General features: G+C 62.4%; 20 protein-coding genes, 1 tRNA gene and 1 pseudogene. 15 read left to right on the top strand and 7 right to left on the bottom strand.

From position 1 onward, the window contains the following. Positions 1-6: 6 nt before the first annotated feature. The 8 genes from tolR to JOY50_RS01765 all read left to right on the top strand — a co-directional run bounded on the left by tolR (position 7) and on the right by JOY50_RS01765 (position 5,886). On the top strand, positions 7-459 hold the full coding sequence (gene tolR, locus JOY50_RS01800; RefSeq protein WP_012273765.1) for a protein TolR: 453 nt from the start codon (positions 7-9) through the stop codon (positions 457-459). Continuing rightward, positions 459-1,577, top strand: coding sequence for a cell envelope integrity protein TolA (tolA, locus tag JOY50_RS01795; protein ID WP_019472556.1), 1,119 nt, complete (start codon positions 459-461; stop codon positions 1,575-1,577). Before tolR ends, tolA begins: the two co-directional genes overlap by 1 nt. 26 nt (positions 1,578-1,603) lie before the next feature. Beyond that, positions 1,604-2,875: a Tol-Pal system beta propeller repeat protein TolB gene (tolB, locus tag JOY50_RS01790; RefSeq protein WP_012051477.1), complete on the top strand. Its 1,272-nt coding sequence runs from the start codon at positions 1,604-1,606 to the stop codon at positions 2,873-2,875. 54 nt (positions 2,876-2,929) lie between these two features. Next, positions 2,930-3,430 (top strand): peptidoglycan-associated lipoprotein Pal, encoded by a 501-nt coding sequence (pal, locus tag JOY50_RS01785; RefSeq protein ID WP_012273762.1) that lies wholly within the window; start codon positions 2,930-2,932, stop codon positions 3,428-3,430. Between the two features lie 6 nt (positions 3,431-3,436). Then, positions 3,437-4,243 carry a tol-pal system protein YbgF gene (gene ybgF / locus JOY50_RS01780; protein ID WP_132846489.1) on the top strand — a complete coding sequence of 269 codons (807 nt, stop codon included), beginning with the start codon at positions 3,437-3,439 and terminating at the stop codon, positions 4,241-4,243. Between the two features lie 168 nt (positions 4,244-4,411). Next, positions 4,412-5,059, top strand: coding sequence for a 7-carboxy-7-deazaguanine synthase QueE (queE, locus tag JOY50_RS01775; protein ID WP_132846490.1), 648 nt, complete (start codon positions 4,412-4,414; stop codon positions 5,057-5,059). 16 nt (positions 5,060-5,075) lie between these two features. After that, a complete protein-coding gene (gene queC / locus JOY50_RS01770) occupies positions 5,076-5,750 on the top strand; it encodes a 7-cyano-7-deazaguanine synthase QueC (protein ID WP_132846491.1) in 675 nt (224 codons plus the stop codon). Positions 5,751-5,810: 60 nt separating this feature from the next. Further along, positions 5,811-5,886 (top strand) — tRNA-Lys (locus JOY50_RS01765). Between the two features lie 84 nt (positions 5,887-5,970). Here JOY50_RS01765 and JOY50_RS01760 read toward each other — a convergent pair. The 4 genes and pseudogenes from JOY50_RS01760 to JOY50_RS01750 form a co-directional block, all read right to left on the bottom strand. Beyond that, positions 5,971-6,930, bottom strand: a complete 960-nt coding sequence (locus JOY50_RS01760) for a cation diffusion facilitator family transporter (RefSeq protein ID WP_132846492.1) — start codon at positions 6,928-6,930, stop codon at positions 5,971-5,973. 145 nt (positions 6,931-7,075) lie between these two features. Next, positions 7,076-7,831 carry a methyl-accepting chemotaxis protein gene (locus JOY50_RS29190; RefSeq protein ID WP_403009168.1) on the bottom strand — a complete coding sequence of 252 codons (756 nt, stop codon included), beginning with the start codon at positions 7,829-7,831 and terminating at the stop codon, positions 7,076-7,078. Positions 7,832-7,933: 102 nt separating this feature from the next. Beyond that, positions 7,934-8,923 (bottom strand): annotated as a pseudogene (locus JOY50_RS29185) (HAMP domain-containing protein); the annotation flags it as partial. Between the two features lie 285 nt (positions 8,924-9,208). Continuing rightward, positions 9,209-10,561 carry an APC family permease gene (locus JOY50_RS01750; RefSeq protein WP_132846494.1) on the bottom strand — a complete coding sequence of 451 codons (1,353 nt, stop codon included), beginning with the start codon at positions 10,559-10,561 and terminating at the stop codon, positions 9,209-9,211. A 433-nt stretch (positions 10,562-10,994) separates the two neighbouring features. On the opposite strand from JOY50_RS01750, the gene JOY50_RS01745 reads away from it, so the two are divergent. Continuing rightward, complete coding sequence (locus JOY50_RS01745; protein ID WP_138737209.1) at positions 10,995-12,503, top strand: YdgA family protein; 1,509 nt, start codon at positions 10,995-10,997, stop codon at positions 12,501-12,503. 349 nt (positions 12,504-12,852) lie between these two features. Next, entirely contained in the window at positions 12,853-13,911 is a 1,059-nt protein-coding gene (nadA, locus tag JOY50_RS01740; RefSeq protein WP_019472564.1) for a quinolinate synthase NadA, read from the top strand. 32 nt (positions 13,912-13,943) lie between these two features. Here the strand turns inward: nadA and JOY50_RS01735 are convergent, their stop codons facing one another. After that, the gene (locus JOY50_RS01735) at positions 13,944-15,380 is read right to left on the bottom strand and encodes a M48 family metalloprotease (protein ID WP_028613414.1); all 1,437 of its coding nucleotides are present in this window, start codon (positions 15,378-15,380) and stop codon (positions 13,944-13,946) included. 122 nt (positions 15,381-15,502) lie between these two features. Between JOY50_RS01735 and JOY50_RS01730 the strand changes: the two genes are divergently transcribed. Then, positions 15,503-15,742 (top strand): sulfurtransferase TusA family protein, encoded by a 240-nt coding sequence (locus JOY50_RS01730; protein ID WP_016498337.1) that lies wholly within the window; start codon positions 15,503-15,505, stop codon positions 15,740-15,742. A gap of 20 nt (positions 15,743-15,762) precedes the next feature. Continuing rightward, on the top strand, positions 15,763-16,833 hold the full coding sequence (locus JOY50_RS01725) for an AI-2E family transporter (RefSeq protein WP_019473967.1): 1,071 nt from the start codon (positions 15,763-15,765) through the stop codon (positions 16,831-16,833). A gap of 34 nt (positions 16,834-16,867) precedes the next feature. Here the strand turns inward: JOY50_RS01725 and JOY50_RS01720 are convergent, their stop codons facing one another. Together JOY50_RS01720 and JOY50_RS01715 are read right to left on the bottom strand one after the other, a co-directional pair. Beyond that, a complete protein-coding gene (locus tag JOY50_RS01720) occupies positions 16,868-17,341 on the bottom strand; it encodes a peroxiredoxin (RefSeq protein ID WP_019473798.1) in 474 nt (157 codons plus the stop codon). An 11-nt stretch (positions 17,342-17,352) separates the two neighbouring features. Further along, positions 17,353-17,916 (bottom strand): glycine cleavage system protein R, encoded by a 564-nt coding sequence (locus JOY50_RS01715; protein WP_016488638.1) that lies wholly within the window; start codon positions 17,914-17,916, stop codon positions 17,353-17,355. Positions 17,917-18,175: 259 nt separating this feature from the next. On the opposite strand from JOY50_RS01715, the gene dapA reads away from it, so the two are divergent. The 3 genes from dapA to JOY50_RS01700 are packed head-to-tail and all read left to right on the top strand — an operon-like array spanning position 18,176 to position 20,959. Continuing rightward, positions 18,176-19,063, top strand: coding sequence for a 4-hydroxy-tetrahydrodipicolinate synthase (dapA, locus tag JOY50_RS01710; protein WP_132846496.1), 888 nt, complete (start codon positions 18,176-18,178; stop codon positions 19,061-19,063). 15 nt (positions 19,064-19,078) lie between these two features. Beyond that, positions 19,079-20,200, top strand: a complete 1,122-nt coding sequence (gene bamC / locus JOY50_RS01705; RefSeq protein ID WP_132846497.1) for an outer membrane protein assembly factor BamC — start codon at positions 19,079-19,081, stop codon at positions 20,198-20,200. Then, positions 20,201-20,959, top strand: coding sequence for an MBL fold metallo-hydrolase (locus JOY50_RS01700; RefSeq protein WP_132846498.1), 759 nt, complete (start codon positions 20,201-20,203; stop codon positions 20,957-20,959). Position 20,960 lies beyond the last annotated feature (1 nt).

The following is a 20,960-nucleotide window of genomic DNA, read 5'->3' as shown; positions in this document are numbered from 1 at the left end:
AAGCCCATGGCCCGAGTTCGCCACAAACGCAAGCCCGTCGCCGAGATGAACGTGGTGCCCTACATCGATGTGATGCTGGTGCTGCTGGTCATCTTCATGGTGACGGCGCCCATGCTCAACCAGGGCGTGAAGGTCGACCTGCCCAAGGTTTCCAGTGAAGCCTTGCCGCAGGACAACAACGTCCAGATCCTCACCATCTCCATCAAGGCCGATAAAACCTATTACTGGAACCTTGGCAGCGAAGTCGATACCGACAAGCAGATGGACAAGGCCATGACCTTGCCTGACATGACCAATGCAGTGACCAAGATCATTGCTGCCGGCCGTGACCAGGGCAAGCAGACCCAGGTGTTCATTCGTGGCGACAAGGCTGTCGACTATGGCGCGGTCATGGGTGCCATGGGCGGGTTGCAGAAGGCCGGTGTCGGTAACGTTGGCCTGATTACCGAGGCGCCCTGATGCAACAGCGAGAGCCATCCGCCTCGGAAAGCTACTTCTGGCCCAGTGTCTGGGCCATCGGCCTGCATGTGCTGGTGTTCGCCCTGCTGTTCGTCAGTTTTGCCATGACGCCTGAACTGCCGCCTTCCAAGCCGATCGTTCAGGCTACCCTGTACCAGCTCAAGTCCAAGAGCCAGGCGACCACCCAGACCAATCAGAAGATTGCCGGGGAAGCGAAGAAAACCGCTTCGCGCCAGACCGAGGTCGAGCAGCTGGAGCAGAAGAAGGTCGAGCAGGAGGCCGTGAAGGCCGCGGAACAAAAGAAGGCCGACGCCGCTCAAAAGGCCGAGGAGGCTCGCGAAGCCGCCGAGGCGAAAAAAGCCGAGGACGCTGCCAAGGCTGCCGAAGCCGCCAAGGCTAGCGAGGCCAAGAAAGCCGCAGAAGCCAAGAAGGCCGATGAGGCGAAGAAGGCCGCCGAGAAGCAGCAGGCCGACATCGCCAAGAAGAAGGCCGAGGACGAAGCCAAGAAAAAAGCCGAAGAAGAGGCCAAGAAAGAGGCCGCTGAAGAGGCGAAGAAACAAGCCGCCGAGGACGCCAAGAAAAAGGCAGCCGAAGAGGCCAAGAAGAAAGCAGCCGAGGACGCCAAGAAGAAAGCGGCGGCCGAGGACGCGAAGAAGAAGGCAGCTGAAGAGGCCAAGAAAAAGGCCGCTGCAGACGCCCAGAAGAAAAAGGCACAGGAAGCGGCCCGCAAGGCGGCAGAAGACAAGAAAGCCCAGGCCCTGGCCGAGCTGTTGTCCGACACCACCGAGCGGCAGCAGGCGCTGGCCGACGAGCAGGGTGACCAGGTGGCCGGCGACTTCGACGACCTGATCCGCATGCGCGCGGCCGAGGGCTGGGCACGTCCGCCTTCCGCGCGCAAGGGCATGACGGTGGTCCTGCAGATCAACATGTTGCCGGACGGTACCATCACCAGTGTCAGCGTGGCCCGTTCCAGTGGTGACGGCCCGTATGACAGTTCGGCGGTGGCTGCGGTGAAAAACATTGGTCGTTTGACCGAGATGCAGGGTATGAAGCCGAGCGATTTCAACCAATATCGTTCGTTCAAGATGACATTTACACCTGAGGATCTAGCGTTGTGATTAAACGTCTGAGAGGACTGCTGGTCATGCTCTGCTGCGTGGCAGGCATGGCGGTGGCAGAGGAAAAAAACATCCTGGTCACCAGCGGCAGCGACCGGGCAACTCCCATTGCGGTAGTGCCGTTCGGTCTGCAAGGCGGCAGCGTGCTGCCCGAAGACATTGCCGATATCATCGGCAACGACCTGCGCAACTCTGGCTACTACTCGCCAATTCCGCGGCAGAACATGATCAGCCAGCCGTCGCAGGCCAGCGAAGTGATCTTCCGTGACTGGAAAGCGCTGGGTGCCCAATACGTGATGGTCGGCAGCATCGTGCCATCGGGCGGTCGCCTGCAGGTGCAGTACGCCCTGTTCAACGTCGCCACCGAGCAGCAAGTGCTGACCGGTAGCGTCGCAGGCAGCACCGACCAGTTGCGCGACATGGCGCACTACATCGCCGACCAGTCGTTCGAGAAGCTCACCGGCATCAAGGGTGCGTTCTCTACCCGTATGCTGTACGTGACGGCCGAGCGCTTCTCCACCAACAACACCCGCTACACCCTGCAGCGTTCGGACTATGACGGTGCACGTGCGGTCACCTTGCTGCAATCGCGTGAGCCGATCCTGTCGCCACGCTTTGCGCCCGATGGCAAGCGTATCGCCTACGTGTCGTTCGAGCAGAAGCGCCCGCGCATCTTCGTTCAGAACATCGATACCGGCCGCCGCGAGCAGGTGACCAACTTCGAAGGCCTGAACGGCGCGCCAGCCTGGTCGCCCGATGGTTCGCGCCTGGCGTTCGTGCTGTCCAAGGACGGCAACCCGGACATCTATGTGATGAACGTGGCGTCGCGCCAGATCAGCCGAGTGACCGCAGGCCCCGGTATCAACACCGAGCCGTTCTGGGGTAAAGATGGCAATACCCTTTACTTCACGTCCGACCGTGGCGGCAAGCCGCAGATCTACAAACAGTCGGTCAGCGGTGGCGGTGCCGAGCGCGTAACCTTCGTGGGCAACTACAACGCCAACCCGAAACTGTCGGCTGACGAAAAGACCCTGGTAATGATTCATCGCCAACAGGGCTTTACCAACTTCAAAGTGGCGGCACAGGACTTGCAACGCGGAAGTGTAAAGATTCTCTCGGAAACAAGTCTTGATGAGTCTCCCACTGTTGCGCCAAACGGCACCATGCTAATCTACGCCACCCGCCAGCAGGGCCGGGGAGTCTTGATGCTCGTGTCGCTTAATGGCCGCGTGAGGCTCCCACTTCCTACCGCTCAAGGCGAAGTCAGAGAACCGTCCTGGTCCCCTTACCTGAACTGATTGCGGCGTAATACGTTTTGCTTAACACACTGGGGTTTCATTAGGAGTTTCACGATGGAAATGCTGAAGTTTGGTAAATTCGCTGCGCTGGCTCTGGCCATGGCCGTAGCTGTAGGTTGCTCCTCGAAAGGCGGTGACAACGCAGGCGAAGGCGCTGCTGTAGATCCGAACGCTGGCTACGGTGCCAACACTGGCGCTGTTGACGGCTCCCTGAGCGAAGAAGCCGCCCTGCGCGCAATCACCACCTTCTACTTCGAATACGACAGCTCGGACCTGAAGCCAGAAGCCATGCGCGCTCTGGACGTTCACGCCAAGGACCTGAAGTCCAACGGCAACCGCGTTGTCCTGGAAGGCAACACCGACGAGCGCGGCACCCGCGAGTACAACATGGCTCTGGGTGAGCGTCGTGCCAAAGCCGTTCAGCGCTACCTGGTTCTGCAGGGCGTTTCCCCTGCTCAGCTGGAACTGGTCTCCTACGGTGAAGAGCGTCCTGTTGCCACTGGCAACGACGAGCAATCCTGGGCTCAGAACCGCCGCGTAGAACTGCGTAAGTAAGTTCTTATGCGTATGTGCCGCCGTGTAGTAACCGTCCTCGCACTCAGCCTGCCGCTCGCGGCCTGGGCTGAGGTCCCTGTAGTAGATGACAACGCAGGCGGCTACCCGCCTGTGGGTTATGGCACGAGCGGCGCCTATGCCGGGTCAGGGGCTTCGGCCCCTGCCTCTGCACAGGGCCAGCTGTTCATGCAGCTGCAACAGATGCAGGACCAGCTTTCCCGCCAGCAAGGCATCATCGAAGAGCTGCAGAACGATGTGTCGCGCATGAAGCAGGAAAACCTGGAGCGATACCAGGACCTGGACCGTCGCATCAACAGTGGCGCCGCACCTGCCGCGACCCCTGACAATTCCTCCGGTGGTGGTGCTTCAAATGCCGCCCCTGGTGCAGCAGCTGGCGCTGCTGCGCAACAACCGGCCGCCAGTAGCGAGCCCGGTGATCCAGCGAAAGAAAAGCTCTACTACGATGCTGCTTTCGACCTGATCAAGCAGAAGGACTTTGACAAGGCCAGCCAGGCCTTCAATGCCTTCCTGCGCAAGTACCCCAACAGCCAGTACGCCGGCAACGCCCAGTACTGGCTGGGTGAAGTGAACCTGGCCAAAGGCGACCTGCCGGGTGCCAGCCAGGCCTTCGCCCAGGTCAGCCAGAAGTATCCCAAGCACAGCAAGGTGCCGGATTCGCTGTACAAGCTGGCCGATGTCGAGCGCCGCATGGGCCACACCGACAAGGTCAAGGGCATCCTCCAGCAAGTCATCACCCAGTACCCCGGCACCTCTGCCGCGCAACTGGCCCAGCGTGACTTGCAGAGGCTCTAAGCCTTGTAGCGGTACCGCTCGAAATAAACCCGCGCCAGTCGCGGGTTTTTTCGTTAGAATCACTGCCCTTTTTTCGTAAACACGCTGCTGCGGATAACGCCATGTCGAGTCCGCGACAGTGCCTGACGGAGGCGGACAGCCTGTTTAGCTGTCACGCCCGTGGCGAGCATGCAAGACACATTACGCATCACAGAAGTCTTTTACTCTTTGCAGGGTGAAACGCGAACGGCTGGGCTGCCCACCGTATTCGTGCGCCTCACCGGTTGCCCCCTGCGCTGCCAGTACTGCGACAGTGCCTATGCCTTTACTGGCGGCACTATTCGTACCCTCGATTCGATCCTTGAGCAGGTTGCCGGCTTCAAACCGCGCTACGTCTGTGTCACAGGTGGCGAGCCACTGGCGCAGCCCAACGCACTGCCGCTGCTGCAGCGCCTGTGTAACGCCGGTTACGAGGTATCGCTGGAGACCAGCGGCGCGTTGGATATCGCCGGCACCGACACCCGCGTCAGCCGCGTGGTCGACCTGAAGACCCCGGGCTCCGAAGAATCGCATCGTAACCGCTACGAGAACATCGAGCAGTTGACCCGCAACGACCAGGTCAAGTTTGTCATCTGTTCCCGTGAGGACTATGACTGGGCGGTTTCCAAGCTGATCCAGTACAACCTGGCTGAGCGTGCCGGGGAGGTCCTGTTCTCACCCAGCCACCACCAGGTAAACGCCAGCGATCTGGCGGACTGGATCGTCGCTGACAACCTGCCCGTACGCTTCCAGATGCAGCTGCACAAGCTGCTGTGGAACGACGAACCCGGGCGTTGATTAGGAGCAAGCACACATGACAGACAAACGCGCAGTAATCCTGTTGTCCGGCGGCCTGGACTCGGCCACTGTGGTCGCCATGGCCAAGGCCGAAGGCTACAACTGCTACACCATGAGCTTCGACTATGGCCAGCGCCACCGTGCCGAGCTGAATGCTGCTGCCCGAGTAGCCCGCGACCTGGGTGTCGTCGAGCACAAGGTGATCGGCCTGAACCTCGACGGTATCGGTGGTTCGGCCTTGACCGACACCAGCATCGACGTGCCGGAAGCCCCGAGCGAAGGCATCCCGGTCACCTACGTGCCAGCGCGCAATACCGTGTTCCTGTCACTGGCCCTGGGTTGGGCAGAAGTGCTTCAAGCGCGTGATATCTTCATTGGCGTCAATGCCGTGGATTACTCCGGTTACCCTGATTGCCGCCCCGAGTTTGTCGAAGCCTTCGAGCGCATGGCCAACCTGGCGACCAAGGCGGGTGTAGAAGGGCAGGGCTTCCGTATCCAGGCGCCCCTGCAGAACATGAGCAAGGCGCAGATCGTGCAGGCTGGTATGGCCCGCGGCGTGGATTACAGCCTGACCGTGTCCTGCTACCAAGCCGACGATGATGGCCGCGCTTGCGGAAAATGTGACAGCTGCCGCCTGCGCGCGGACGGCTTCAAGGCGGCCGGTGTAGCAGACCCGACCCGGTATGCTTGAAAAAACCTTGATGGGGTATTGATTTCTCGTTAGAAATCAGTATTATACGCGCCATCAATCGGGTCGTTAGCTCAGTTGGTAGAGCAGTTGGCTTTTAACCAATTGGTCGTAGGTTCGAATCCTACACGACCCACCATACGCAGTACGTCAAAGCCCGCTACCAGAAATGGTCGCGGGCTTTTTCGTTTTCGGGATCCTTGGGGCGCACAGCGCCCCAAGCTTACTCAGCCCACTCCGGGTCGCCGGTGAACACCACCGTCAGCCAGCGGTCCGGCCCTTCGCCGCCTACTGCATCACCAATCTCGTTACGCCACGTATCCCATTCATCGATGGTCTTCGCAGCCAAGGTCTTTGGCACGATGAAATACAGCTCGATCTCCCGTGAGCGCCCGACCTTGGCGACATAGGCGCGGTACGATTGCAGCCCGTGGCGGGCGACAAAGGCCTTGGCTACTTCATCTACGTGCAGCTTGAGGTCACCGGGGGTAACCAGGAAGATTTCCGACAGCGCCTGGCGCACCACCGACAGCGGCAGCGGAATGATCACCAGGCACACCAGCGCCAGCACCGCCGGGTCGATGTACGGCGACACCCACTCCAGCGACGTGCCCTGCACCGCATAACCAAAGCAGAAGGCGATCAACAGCGCGGCAGTGATACTGGCCGACATCACCCAGCCCTTGACGTCCATGCGCACGAAGTCTGACTTCAGCTTGCGGTTGGCGCGGGCTTCGACGACGGCGATGGTCACGCAGGTGATCACGGTCAGTACCGCATAAACCATGGCAATGCCGAACTCCAGGTGGCGGCCGCCTTCCAGCAGGCTGCTGACGGCGTTGATCAGCGCGTAGATGGCCACGCCGCTTAGCAGGATGCCGTTGAGTGCCAGCACCATCGGTTCCAGGTGCCAGAAGCCCATGGTGAAGCGCTCGCGCAGCTTGCGCGACATTTGCACGCTGGTGGTGTGCGAGGTAATCAGTTTGACTACGACGAGCGACAGGCCGCTCATGCTGGCGTCGACCAGCGAGTACACGCCGTCGAAGACGATGGAGAACGAGCCGGAAGCCAGGCCGAAGGCGATGCCGATGGTGGCGATGAACAGGGTCACGGCAATCGAGGTGCGTAACAGGCCCTGTTCGCTGGTGATGTCGAAGAAGGTGGATCTGGTTGCGGTCTGCATGACGTGTGCTCAGTAAAAACGATAATGCTGTGGTGTCTGTAATGGCTTCTTCGCGGGCACGCCCGCTCCCACAGGGTCTGCGTCGGCCTGGAAGGCGACGGCGCACCTGTGGGAGCGGGCGTGCCCGCGAAAGGGCCCTTGCAGGTTAGACGCGAAATTGCTCCATCAGCGCCTGTTGCTGGTTGGCCAGCCGGTTCAGCGCCTGGCTGATGCGCGCCGATTCGTCGGCCTGGCCAGCCAATGATTCTGTCACATCCCGGATGCCCGCCACGTTGCGGTTTACTTCCTCGGCCACCGCGCTCTGCTCTTCGGCTGCGGAGGCAATCTGCAGGTTCATGTCGCTGATCACGGTCACCGCCTCGCCAATACGCTGCAGTGCAGGCAGTGCCTGTTCCATGCGTGCCGCGCTGGCCTGGGCCTGGCGCTGGCCTTCGTGCATGGCGCCCACTACATCCTGGGTACCTTGTTGCAGGCCTTCGATGACCTGGCGAATTTCCTCCACCGACACCTGTGTGCGCTGGGCCAGGCCGCGCACCTCATCGGCGACCACGGCAAAACCACGCCCGGCTTCGCCCGCGCGGGCGGCTTCGATGGCGGCATTGAGTGCCAGCAGGTTGGTCTGCTCGGCAATGGCGCGGATCACCTCCAGCACCGAACCGATCTGGCCGCTACGGCCTTCCAGTGCGCGTGCTTCGTCCATGGCAGTGTTCATGCCGGCGGCCAGGCGATCGATACCCTGGCGGGTGCTGTCGATCAGTTGCAGGCCTTCGCGGCTGGCCTGGTCGGCGGCACGTGCGGCCTGGGCCGCCTGCGAGGCATTGTGGGCGACATCCAGGGCCGTGGCGCTCATCTCGTTGGCTGCCGTGGCCACCTGCTCGATTTCGCGGTGCTGTTGCTGCATGCCGTTGCTGGTCTGGCTGGCGATGGCGGCCGACTGGTCGGCGGTGCCGCGGGCCTCCTGCAGCGAGCCTTTGACCTGGGCGATGACCGGCTGCAGCTTGTCAAGGAAGCGGTTGAACCAGTGGGTGAGCTGGCCCAGTTCGTCCTGGCGGGCGTAGTCCAGGCGGCGGGTGAGGTCGCCTTCGCCGCTGGCGATGTCTTCCAGGCGTGCGGCCACGACCAAAATTGGACGGGTAACGCCGCGTGCGGTCAACCACACTAGCAGCAAACCTGCGATGGCGGCGCCAAGGCCGATCAGCAGGCTGGTGAGGTTGGCATTCTGGTTATGGGCGTCCAGGCGCTGGTTGAGGGCCACGGCGGGAGCCTGCAGCACGCTTTCCGGCAGTTCCAGCAACACCTGCCAAGGGGCTGCGCCAGGGATAGGGGCGAAGGGGTGGGCCACGCGCAGCAGGCCGTCGGCCACCGCGTTGTCCATGGGCTTGCCGAGCACGCTGGCATCGCGGCTATTGCCTGCCAGCAGGCCAGCTGCGCTGGCGATACTCACATGACCCTGGCCATCGAACACCTCCCGGCGGCCGTCCAGGCTCAGTTGCTGCAGATTGGCCAGGCCGATGTCCAGGCCGACCACGCCGACCACCTTGCCATGCTCCAGCAGTGGCAGGGCAATGCTGGTCATCAGCACCTGGCGGCCATTGACCTCGTCCAGGTACGGTTCGAGCATGCAGGCACGGGCGGTGTCCTGCGGGCAGGTCAGCCAGCGGTTCTTGGCCGCACCGTTGCTGCCGATGCTGGCATCGCCGAGCATCGCTTCCGGCATGGCTTCAAGTTCCAGGGTGCCGGGGCGAGGCTGCGACCAGTACATCGAGAAACGCCCCCGTTCATTGCTGCCCATGGCGTCCTGGCCGAGGTGCTGGCTGTCCTGCTGGTCCAGCGCGTTGGGCTGGAACACCAGGTACAGGCCGATCACATCTGGGTTGCCGGCCAGGCTGGCGCGGGCCTGGCGTGTCAGCTCGGCCCGCAGGTCGCTGCCGCCTCGGGCCTTGAGCACCTGCACCAGGCGGGCAAAGCCATTGCCGTACTGGTAGGCGTCCATGAAGTAGCGCTGCACACGCAGGGCCTGGGTTTCGGCGTGGGCCTGCAGGCGCTGGCGCGCGCTGCTGTCGAGCATGGCGGTATTGGCCTGGTTGACCAGCGCAGCGCTGCGCCGCGCCTGGGTCAATGACGTGGCCACCAGCAGGGCGACGATGGCCAGCAGGCACAGGCCGACCAGCAGGGTGATCTTCCACTGGATGGTGAGGCGACGCAGCGGCATGAGGGCGTTCCTTTTCGATCAAGTACAACGCCCGCGGTCAGGCGCGGGCGTTGTTGGCAGCATGGGTCATTCGGAGACGTAGTTGGGGGGTGCCGAGCGGAAGGCTTTGGTCAGCCAACCCAGGTAGATCAACCCGACCGCGGCCCAGATGCCGCCGAACATCAGCGAATGCGCGTTCAGGTCCAGCCACAGCGAGACGATGATGCAGAAGCCTATGGTTGGCAGCACCAGGTACTTCAGCTGGTTGGCCAGGCCCCGGCGGTTACCTTCGCGCAGGTAGCAGTGGTTGATTACTGACAGGTTGACGAAGCTGAACGCCACCAGCGCACCGAAGTTGATGATTGAAGTGGCAGTGACCAGATCGAAGAAGATCGCCGACAGCGCAACCAGTCCCACCACGGCAATGTTCAGCACCGGCGTCTTGTAGCGCGAGTGCAGGCGGGCAAAGAGGCTGGCCGGGATCACGTTGTCGCGGCCCATCACGTACAGCAGGCGCGACACGCTGGTTTGCGAGGCCAGGCCCGAAGCGATGGTGTTGATCACGGTGCAGGCGATGAAAATCGACTGGAACAGCTTGCCGCCAACGTACAGGGCGATTTCCGGCAGGGCTGCTTCCTGGTCGTGGAAGCGCGCCATGGTCGGGAAGTAGGCCTGGATGAAATACGACACGGTGATGAACACCACGCCACCGATCAGCGCAGTGAGGAAGATCGCCCGCGGGATGGTCTTGGCCGGGTCGCGGGTTTCTTCGGACAGGCAGGTGACCGCGTCGAAGCCCAGGAACGAGAAGCACAGGATGGTCGCGCCGGCGGCCAGCGCGCTGAGGTGGGTCTGGCTGTCGGCGAACGGCAGCAGGCTCCAGGTGGTACCCAGCCCTTCACCCTGGCCCAGGCCGCGCACGCACAGGTAGATGAACACGGCGATGATCACCACCTGCACGCCCACGAACAGCAGGTTGAAGTGCGCCACCAGGTTTACGCTGCGCATGTTGATCAGGCTGATCAGGCTGACGAAGCCGACTACCCATAGCCACTCCGGCACTTCGGGGAACATGGCCGAGAGGTACAGCTTGGCCAGCAGCGCGTTGACCATTGGCAGCAGCAGGTAATCCAGCAGCGACGACCAGCCGACCAGGAAGCCCACATGCGGGTTGATCGCGCGTTGTGTGTAGGTGTACGCCGAGCCCGACTGCGGGAAGCGTTTTACCAGAGTGCCGTAGCTCACGGCGGTGAACAGGATGCCCGCCAGCGCCAGGATGTAGGCGCTAGGCACATGGCCGGCGGTGATCCCGCTGACGATGCCGAAGGTATCGAACACGGTCATCGGGGTCAGGTAGGCCAGGCCGATGATGATCACGTGCCAGAGGCGCAGGGTTTTGCGGAGTTGGCCGTCGCCGGAAGCGCTGTGATCAGGCTGCATGCTGGCATGGCTCCTGGGCGTAAACGGCGGGCACGGTGTATTGCGCATGCGGCAAGGGCGAGCGGGTGGGCTCCATGTTGTTCACCTTTTTTGTAGGAGCGGCGGAAGGCGCGGGGGGAGACGCGCTAAGTGGTGAAAATAAAAAACGATGGGTAGGTGACTGTCAAGTTAAACATGACAAGATGTTACCAAATTGAAATATTTATCGATTTATAGGGGCTTTTGTTCGGTTTTTGCGCGGTTTTTTGCGGTTTTGATCAATTCGAATGTTCGTAAAAATTAACGAGTGATGCTCCCTTTGAGGGGGGCAGACTCCTCTGAAAAATGTGTTTTCTCTTTTCGGACCGGTCATCGTGTTCTGTCGCAGTGGTACTCTTCGCCTCCTGCGTGGCCTTTGTCGCCCAAGAAGCCTTACGGACAATCGGTTCTATTCATGAAGAAATCAGTTGGCATCCTTTCCGGCCTGGCGATTGCCATTGCCGTCGTAACCACCGCTGGCGCCTGGTACACCGGCAAGCAGCTGCCTGCCGAGCTGGACAACGCCCTTGTCCGCAGCAACGCCGAGCTCAAGAAGGCCCTGGTGACCACCGGCGGTAGCATGAGCATCGAGCGGGTGTCGCTGGAGCAGCATTTCTTCAGCAGTACCGCCCAGTACCGGCTCAAGGCCCGCGATATCAACGTGGGTGATGGCGAGGTAGTGAGTTTCGACGTGGGCGTGACCGACCAGATCGAGCACGGCCCGTTTCCCTGGTCGCGGGTCAAGGCGTTGAAGCTGATGCCGGTGATGGGGGTCAGCAACAGCACTTTGCAAAAGGACGATGCCACCGCAGCGTGGTTCGCCGCTGCAGGCGAGCAGGCCCCGGTCAGCGCACAGACCAGCCTGGGTTACGGCGGCAGTGTGGTCAGCCAGGTCCGGCTGGCGCCGGTCAAGCTCGACGAGGCAGACGGCAACAGCCTCGACTTCTCGGGCATGCAGCTGGAAGTCAGTGGCGACAAGGAAGGCAAGGCGTCGAAGTTCCACGGCCAGGCCGACCGTTTCGTGATGAAACTTGTGCGCGATGACCAGCCGCCTGCCACGTTCGAACTCAAAGGCCTGACGGTGGGCGGCAACCTTCAGGCCACCGCGCACGACGCCATCTATGTGGGCAATGTCGATCTGGCGCTGGCAGAAACCAAGGTCACCCTGGGGCCGAAGCAGCAAGTGCTGCTGATCAACGGCCTGGAGCAGAATGTCCTGCAAACCCTGGACGGCCCGGATGCAGTGGGGGGTCGCGTGGAGTACAAGGTCGGCGACATCACCTGGGATGGCCGTGCGGTGGGCAAGGCGCACATGCTGGTGAGTGTCAATTCGGTCAACGCACCGGCATTGCAGGCGTTGTCGAAGTGGTACCAGGCGCACCTGCCGGAGTTCGAGGCGGCCGCTGCAGCCGGTCAGCCTGTGCCGCAGATCCAGATGGACGACGCAGAGAAGGCCCGGTTCCAGGGTGACCTGCGGCAACTGCTGGCCGCCAAGCCCAAGGTGGCGATAGAAAACCTGTCGTTCAAGACCGCCAATGGCGAGAGCCGTTTCAACCTGTCGATGGACTTCGCCGCCCCGGCCAGTTTCGACTTGCCGCCGGACCAGTTGAGCAAGCAGCTGATCACCGAGGTGAAGAGCAAGCTGTCGCTGTCCAAGCCGATGATGGGTGACCTGGCGACCTTGCAGGCGCTGCTGGACGGCCAGACCGACGCCCAGGCGATTGCCATGCAGTCGAGCCAGGCGGGGGAGATGGTCGGCATGATGGCGCTGCAAAGTGGCTTGGCGACCGTCGAAGGCAACGATGTGGTGAGCAGCCTGCACTATGCCGATGGCATGGTTGATTTCAACGGCAAGAAGATGACTGTGGAAGAGTTCGCCATGCTCATTGCAGCACATCTGGCAGCACTGTCGCCGCAGGGTTGATACCCGCTTTGTCAGGTAACGCTGTCTTGTAGGAGCGGCCTTGTGTCGCGAAAGGGCTGCAAAGCAGCCCCGGCACTTCAGCGCAGATGCACGAATTGCTGGGGCTGCTTCGCAGCCCTTTCGCGACTCAAGGCCGCTCCTACACAAAGCTCATTGCAGTCGCCTGGGTGACAACACAAAAACCACTTTAGTAATCGCTGGATTGTCTGTAGCCTTCGGCCTCCGATAATAATCCGCGCCCGCAGAGGGCCGTGGCGGCCTGCGTACCGTCCGGCACCCTTAGCCGATCTGCCAGGGCCGGGTGATACACTCGATTTGACGCGCACGCGCGCCTGCAGGTCCAGCGATCATGACCCAGATTTCCGAACGCCTGTTGGTTCAGGCTCACCTCGACGCCAAGCAGCCCAACCCGCTGACAGCCGAGCAGGAGGCCGAATACCGTGCGGCCATCGCTGCCGAGCTCAAGGCTCAGAATGCCGTGCTGGTTGCCCACTATTACTGCGACCCGGTCATCCAGGCCCTGGCGGAAGAAACCGGCGGCTGCGTGTCCGACTCGCTGGAAATGGCCCGTTTCGGCAAGAATCACCCGGCCGAAACGGTGATCGTGGCCGGTGTGCGCTTCATGGGCGAGACTGCGAAAATTCTTACCCCGGAAAAGCGCGTGCTGATGCCCACCCTGGAGGCCACCTGCTCGCTCGACCTGGGCTGCCCGGTGGAAGAGTTCTCAGCCTTCTGCGACCAGCACCCTGAACGCACCGTGGTGGTTTACGCCAACACTTCCGCAGCCGTGAAAGCCCGTGCCGACTGGGTGGTGACTTCAAGCTGCGCACTGGAAATCGTCGAAAGCCTGATGGACAACGGCGAAACCATCATCTGGGGCCCGGACCAGCACCTGGGCCGTTACATCCAGAAGCAAACCGGTGCCGACATGCTGCTGTGGGACGGTGCCTGCATCGTTCACGAAGAGTTCAAGTCGCGCCAGTTGGCCGACATGAAGGCGTTGTACCCGGACGCAGCCATTTTGGTACACCCCGAGTCGCCGGAAGCGGTGATCGAGCTGGCCGACGCGGTGGGGTCTACCAGCCAGCTGATCAAGGCGGCGCAGACCCTGCCGAACAAGACCTTCATCGTCGCCACCGACCGCGGCATCTTCTACAAGATGCAGCAGTTGTGCCCGGACAAAGAGTTTGTCGAAGCCCCTACCGCCGGCAACGGCGCAGCATGCCGCAGCTGTGCACATTGCCCGTGGATGGCGATGAACACCCTGGAGCGAGTGCTGGATTGCCTGCGTAATGGCAGCAACGAGATTTTTGTCGACCCGGCGCTGGTGCCCAAGGCGATCAAACCGCTGAACCGCATGCTGGACTTTACCCAGGCGGCGCGCCTGAAGCTTTCCGGTAACGCTTGAAAATGCTGGGGCGCAAAGCGCCCCCCAGATTCTCAGCGCCCCATCATTTCCCGAACCATGCGCTGCTGCTCCAGGATCTCGCGCTGGCGCTGGTCGATCTGCGACGCCAGCGGGAAGTTGCCGCCCGCTCGGCGCTTGGCGTAGTCCAGCTGCTGGATCGCCTGGTCAAAATCCCCTACCAAGGTGAAGAACTCGGCTCGAGCCCGGTGCAAGCCGATGGTATTGCCCGACAAACCCCGCACTTCAGCCATGTCGTACCACACGTCCGGGTCATCCGGCCGGCTCTTGATCAACTCGTTCAATACCTTTTCCGCCTCGGCAGGCTTGTTCTGCTTCACCAGCAGATCGGCACGCACTTGTTTCAGCGGGTAGTTGCCAGGGTACAGCCCCTGCATCCGCTCGGCCCGCTGCTGCGCGTCGGCCAGGCGATTGTTGGTGATGTCCAGGTCGATCTGCGCCAGGTTGTAGGTGATGTCGTTGGGCGCCTTGGCCAGCAGCGGCTTGAGCATTTCGCGCGCTTCGTTAAGCTGGCCACCCTTGATTTGCGCCAGGGCCAGGCCGTAACGCGCGGCGTCCAGCTTGGGGTCTTCGTCCAGCTGGGCACGGAAGCGCTTGGCGGCAAGCCCCGGGGTGCCCTCATAGGTCAGTGCCACCCGGGCGCGGATCAGCTGGTAGCGCATGCTGTCTTCCACGCCACCCTTGGGCGCCTGTTCGGCACGGTTGCGGGTATCGGCGATACGTGACTGGGTCACCGGGTGGGTCAGCAGAAATTCCGGCGGCTTGGCGTCGTAGCGGTACTGCCGCGCCAGGCGCTCGAACATGGACGGCATGTTGCGCGGGTCGTAGCCGGCTTTTTCCAGGTTTTGAATGCCGATGCGGTCGGCTTCCTGTTCGTTCTGCCGCGAGAAGCGCCGCTGCTCCTGGATCGCCGCCGCCTGGGTGCCGGCAATCATGCCGATACCCGCATCGCCAGCGCCACCTGCCGCCAGCACGATGCCGGCCAGCAGCGCGGCCATCATCGGCAGTTGCATGCGCTGCTGCGCCTCAACGCCGCGGGCGAAGTGGCGCTGTGACAAGTGCGCCAGTTCGTGGGCCAGTACCGAGGCGTATTCACCCTCGGTCTGGGCGTTGAGGAATAGCCCACCGTTGACCCCGACGATGCCACCCGGTGCGGCAAAGGCGTTGAGCTCGCGGCTGTCGATAAGGATGAATTCCAGGCGCCGGTCCTGCAGTTGGCTGGTTTCGGCCAGCTTGTATACGCTGGTTTCGACGTAGTCCTTGAGCTGCGGATCGTTCAACTGGTTGACCTGGCCGCGCAGCAGGCTCAGCCAGGCGCGGCCCAGTTGGTGCTCCTGTTGCGGCGAGACGATCGCGGAACTGGCGTCACCCAGTGATGGCAGGTCGTCAGCATGGCCGGGAAGGGCCATTAGGCAGGCCAGCGTCAGCAGGGTAGGGCGCAGTAGATTCATGCACGAAGCTCGCGTCGATCAAAGATACCTACTGTAGCGGGCTCACACGTTGGCGACCAGTGGCGCTATCCTAGCCAACCCTGTCAAGCAGCAACCCGGCAATGCCTTTGGAGAGCCCCGCGATGAGTGACACCCTGACCTGCGACGCCGAACTGGACGCCAGCGGGCTGAATTGCCCTTTGCCGCTGCTCAAGGCCAAGATGGAGCTCAATCGCCTGGCCAGCGGCGCGGTGCTGAAGGTGATCGCCACCGACGCCGGCTCCCAGCGCGACTTCCGCACTTTCGCCAAGCTGGCCGGTCATACCCTGCTGCAGGAAACGGCTGAGGCCGGCACCTATACCTACTGGCTGCGCAAGGCCTGAGTCTTTTCCAAGGATCGTCAATGTTCAAAGTGCTTCGCGACTGGATGCAGCGCTACTTCTCCGATGAAGAGGCAGTGGTGCTAGCGGTCCTGTTGTTCCTGGCTTTTACCGCCGTGCTCACGCTGGGCGGCATGCTGGCGCCGGTGCTGGCGGGCATGGTGCTGGCGTTCCTGATGCAGGGGCTGGTCAACGCCCTGGAGCGGCTACGGGTGCCTACCCGCCTGGCGGTGATGCTGGTGTTCGCCTTGTTCATGGGCGCGCTGGCGGTGTTCATGCTGGTGTTGGTGCCGCTGTTGTGGCACCAGCTGATTACCCTGTTCAACGAGCTGCCGGGCATGCTCGGCAAGTGGCAGTCGCTGCTGTTGCTGCTGCCCGAGCGCTACCCACACTTGGTGTCGGACGAGCAGGTATTGCATGCGATCGAGTCGGTGCGCGGGGAAATTGGCAAGTTTGGCCAGTGGGCGTTGACCTTCTCGCTGTCGAGCCTGCCGTTGCTGGTCAACGCCATGATCTACCTGGTGCTGGTGCCGATTCTGGTGTTTTTCTTCCTCAAGGACCGCGAACTGATCGGCCGTTGGGTCAGTGGCTACCTGCCCAGGCAGCGCGCCTTGCTGAACCGGGTGGGCAGTGAGATGAACCGGCAGATTGCCAACTACATTCGCGGCAAGGGCATCGAAATCCTGATCTGTGGCATCGCCACCTATATCGCCTTCATCAGCCTGGGGCTCAACTACGCCGCGCTGCTGGCGCTACTGGTGGGGCTGTCGGTGGTGGTGCCGTATGTGGGCGCCGTGGTAGTGACGGTACCGGTGACGCTGATTGCGCTGTTCCAGTGGGGTTGGGGCGACCAGTTCATTTACCTGATGACGGTGTACGCGATTATCCAGGCGCTGGACGGCAACGTGCTGGTACCGCTGCTGTTCTCCGAGGCGGTGAGCCTGCACCCGGTAGCGATCATTTGCGCGGTACTGCTGTTTGGCGGGTTGTGGGGGTTCTGGGGGATCTTCTTCGCCATCCCGCTGGCGACGCTGATCAAGGCCGTGCTGGATGCCTGGCCGCGGCAGGAGCCTAGCGTGTCACCGCTACTTTGATGTAACTGGGGCTGCAAAGCAGCCCCATTGAATCTCAAGCCTTGTTCAAGGCTTGGGCTGCCGCCAATACGGCATCCACATGCCCAGGCACCTTCACTCCACGCCATTCCTGGCGCAGCACACCGTCCTTGTCGATCAGGAAGGTGCTGCGGTCAACGCCCATGTATTCCTTGCCATACAGCTTTTTCAGCTTGATCACGTCGAACAGCTGGCACAGGGCCTCGTCCTTGTCGCTGATCAGCTCGAACGGGAAGCCTTGCTTGGCCTTGAAGTTCTCGTGCGACTTGATGCCGTCGCGCGATACCCCGAACACCACAGTGTTGGCTGCGGCAAAGGCATCATGCTGGTCGCGGAACCCCTGGCCCTGGGTGGTGCAGCCCGGCGTGCTGTCCTTCGGGTAGAAATACACCACCACTTGCTGGCCCTTGAGCTCGGCCAGGCTGACGGTCTGCCCGCTGGTGGCCTGGGCCTGGAAGTCGGCAACAGGTTGGTCGAGTGCTACAGCCATGGTCGGTTTCCTTACATTGGGTTCTGGGGACGCCATGGCTCGATCAGCGCATCGAGGTTCAGGGCGTCGGCAAAGTCCAGGAATTGGTCACGCAGCCAGCTGATCTGGGTGCCGGCCGGCAGGATCACTGTGAACTGGGCGTTGAGCATGCTGCTGCCGGTCTGCGGTGCCAGGTAGGTGTCGCAAGTCATGGCTTCCAGCTCGACACGGTGATCGAGGAAGAACTGGCACAGCTCGTTGATGATGTCCGGGCGGTAGGCGGCGCTCACATAAGCCACGTAGGGCAGGGCCTGCGGGCGCACTTCCTGGTCGGCGCTGCGCACCACGTCCAGGGTCAGGCCGTGCTTCTTACCCAGGCCTGGCAGGGTGGATTCAAGGCGCGCCAGGGCGTCCCAGCTGCCGCCCACCTGCAGCACCAGGGCGCTGGTCTCGCCGTGGCGGCTCAGGCGCGAGGTGACCACCGCGCAGCGGTTTTCGAAGGCAGCGCGGCTGAGGACGTTGGCCAGTTCCATGGGATTCGGTCCCAGGGCACTGATGACAAGGAATTGTTCGCGGACAGTGGTGGGGGTGGACATGCAGCATTCCTAAAACGATGAGCGGTCGGTGCAGGACGGCCAAAAGCCACCTGTCGGCGGGGCCCGGGGCTCGCATGCGAGGTCTTGGACGCCGGCGGGGAGCAAGGTCGACGGCCCGGCGGGCCGCGCTGCACCGATCAAAGGGCCAAGGGTAGCGAAATAAGGCGCCGAGGGGAATGCTCCGCCCGCCTGCTTCGCTTGTGCAAGGTCGATGCCCCCAGTACCATTACCGCTCTCTTTTTCCGGCAGGAGCAGTTACATGATTGCGGGCAGTATGGTGGCATTGGTCACACCCATGGATGCACAAGGGCGTGTTGACTGGGGCAGCCTCGACAAACTTGTAGACTTCCACCTGGAAAACGGCACCCATGCGATCGTCGCTGTTGGCACCACCGGTGAGTCCGCCACGCTGGATGTCGAAGAGCACATCCTGGTGATCAAGCACGTGGTCGAGCGCGTCAAGCGCAGCAGCCGCAGCGTACCGGTCATCGCTGGCACCGGTGCCAACTCCACTGCCGAAGCCGTGCACCTGACCCAGAACGCCAAGAGCGCCGGTGCCGACGCCTGCCTGCTGGTCGTGCCGTACTACAACAAGCCGACGCAAGAAGGCCTGTACCAGCACTTCAAGCACATTGCCGAAGCCGTCGACATCCCGCAGATCCTCTACAACGTACCCGGCCGCACCTCCTGCGACATGCAGGCCGAGACCGTGATCCGCCTGTCGACCGTGCCGAACATCATCGGCATCAAGGAAGCCACCGGCGACCTGGTCCGCGCCAAGGCCATCCTCGATGGCGTCAGCAAGGACTTCATCGTCCTGTCCGGCGACGATCCGACTGCCGTCGAGCTGATCCTGATGGGCGGCAAGGGCAACATCTCCGTTACTGCCAACGTCGCCCCGCGCGAAATGGCCGACCTGTGCGAGGCCGCCCTTGCGGGCAATGCCGAGAAGGCCCGCGCGATCAACGAAAAACTCATGCCGCTGCACAAAGACCTGTTCTGCGAAGCCAACCCGATCCCTGTGAAATGGGCGCTGGTCGAAATGGGCCTGATGCACAAAGGTATTCGCCTGCCACTGACCTGGCTGAGCGAAAGCTGCCACGAAAAAGTCCGTACTGCCTTGCGCCAGTCCGGCGTACTGGTTTAAGAGGAAGTACACCGCATGAAGCGACTGGCTGGTCTTTCCGCCCTTGCCCTGATTATCTCCAGCACCAGTGGGTGTGGCTGGCTGTGGGGCGAGGATGGCTATTTCCGCGACCGCGGCAGCGACTACCTGCAGGCGCACCCGACTGCGCCAATGCAGCTGCCGCAGGACGCCAGCAACGTCAAGCGCCTTGACCCGTTGCTGCCCATTCCGCGTAACGTCGCCGATGATAACGTCGCTGGCGAGTTCGAAGTGCCGCGCCCGCAACCGCTGACCGGTGGCGCCGCCCAGGTCACCGACTACAGCCTGCAACGCAGCGGCAGCAGCCGTTGGGTGCTGGCCCAGCATTCGCCTGCCGAGGTGTGGCCAGTGGCCCGCCAGTTCTTCGAGGACAACGGCTTCCGCATTGCTGAAGAGCGCCCGCAGACCGGTGAATTCAACACCACCTGGCAGCGTTTCGACGAACTGTCGGCGTCGCTTGGCCAGCGCCTGGCCAGCACCGCCAGCAGCGGTGACAGCGAAGTTCGCGTCCGTGTGCGCATGGAACCTGGCGTGCAGCGCAACACCTCCGAGGTGTACGTGGTCAGCGTCGAGCGCCCGGCCGGCAGCACTGCCGAGCCAGGGTTCCCGTCCACGTCCAGCAATACCGGTGCCGATGCCCTGCTGGTCGACGAAATGCTTGCCAGCATGAACCGCAGCGCCGAGAAGGGCGGTTCGGTGTCGCTGCTGGCCGCGCGCGATTTCGACGCGCCAAGCCGCGTCAGCCTCAGCGAAGACGGCAGCGGCAACCCGGTGCTGTACCTGGGTTCCGACCTGGACCGTGCCTGGTCTGGCGTGGGCCGTGCCCTGGAGCAGGGTGGCGAGTGGCGTGTCGAAGACATCAACCGCAGCCTGGGCCTGTACTACATCAACCTCTCGGAAAAGCCTGACGACAAGCAGAACCAGCCTGGCTTCTTCAGCCGCATGTTCGGCAGCGAGCCGACCAAGGAAGAGCGTGAAGCCCGTGCCGAGCGCTACCAGGTTCGCCTGAGCAAGGTGGGTGAGAGCGTGCAGGTCACGGTCGAGAAAAACATCAACACCGTGGCTCCGGCCGATGTCGCCCGCCGCGTGCTGAGCGCCATTCAGGACCACCTGGGCTAAGTGCGCTTCGCGGTACTCGGAAGCGGCAGCCAAGGGAACGGCACGCTGATCGCCAGTGGTGACACGTTCATCCTGGTCGATTGCGGCTTTTCCCTGCGTGAAACCGAGCGGCGCCTGGCGCTGCTCGGCGTCTCGGCGGCCCAGATCAGCGCGGTACTGGTCACCCACGAACATGCCGACCACGTGCATGGGGTCGGCTTGCTGTCACGGCGCTACAATGTACCGGTCTACCTCAGCCAAGGGACCTTGCGCGGCATGCGCAAGCCGGTGGAGGTGGCCGGTTTTCTCGCTTGTGGCCAAAGCCTGCGTATCGGCAGCCTGGAAGTGACCGCAGCGCGGGTAGAGCACGACGCCTACGAGCCGCTGCAATACGTGATCAGCGACGGCCAGCGGCGCTTCGGCATGCTGACCGACCTGGGCTCGTACGACGCGTTGTTGCTGGAGCGTTACCAGGGCCTGGATGCACTGCTGATCGAGGCCAACCACTGCCGCGACCTGCTGGCACGCGGTCACTACCCGGTCTTCCTGAAGCAGCGGGTAGGTGGCATGCAAGGGCATTTGAACAATCACCAGGCCGCGCGCCTGGTGCACGAGTTGGGCTGGAGCAACCTGCAACACCTGGTGCTGGCCCACCTCAGCAGCAAGAACAACCTGCCACACTTGGCCCGCCAGTGCTTCGTCGACACCTTAGGGTGCGACCCGGACTGGCTCCAGGTGGCGAATCAGGAACACGGGCTCGACTGGCGCGAAATCGCCTAGC

The organism is Pseudomonas sp. BP01 (assembly GCF_022760795.1).
GTDB classification, from domain to species: Bacteria; Pseudomonadota; Gammaproteobacteria; order Pseudomonadales; family Pseudomonadaceae; genus Aquipseudomonas; species Aquipseudomonas putida_Q.
The sequence above is the reverse complement of the archived record's forward strand: the minus strand, read 5'-3'. Positions and strand labels throughout refer to the sequence as shown.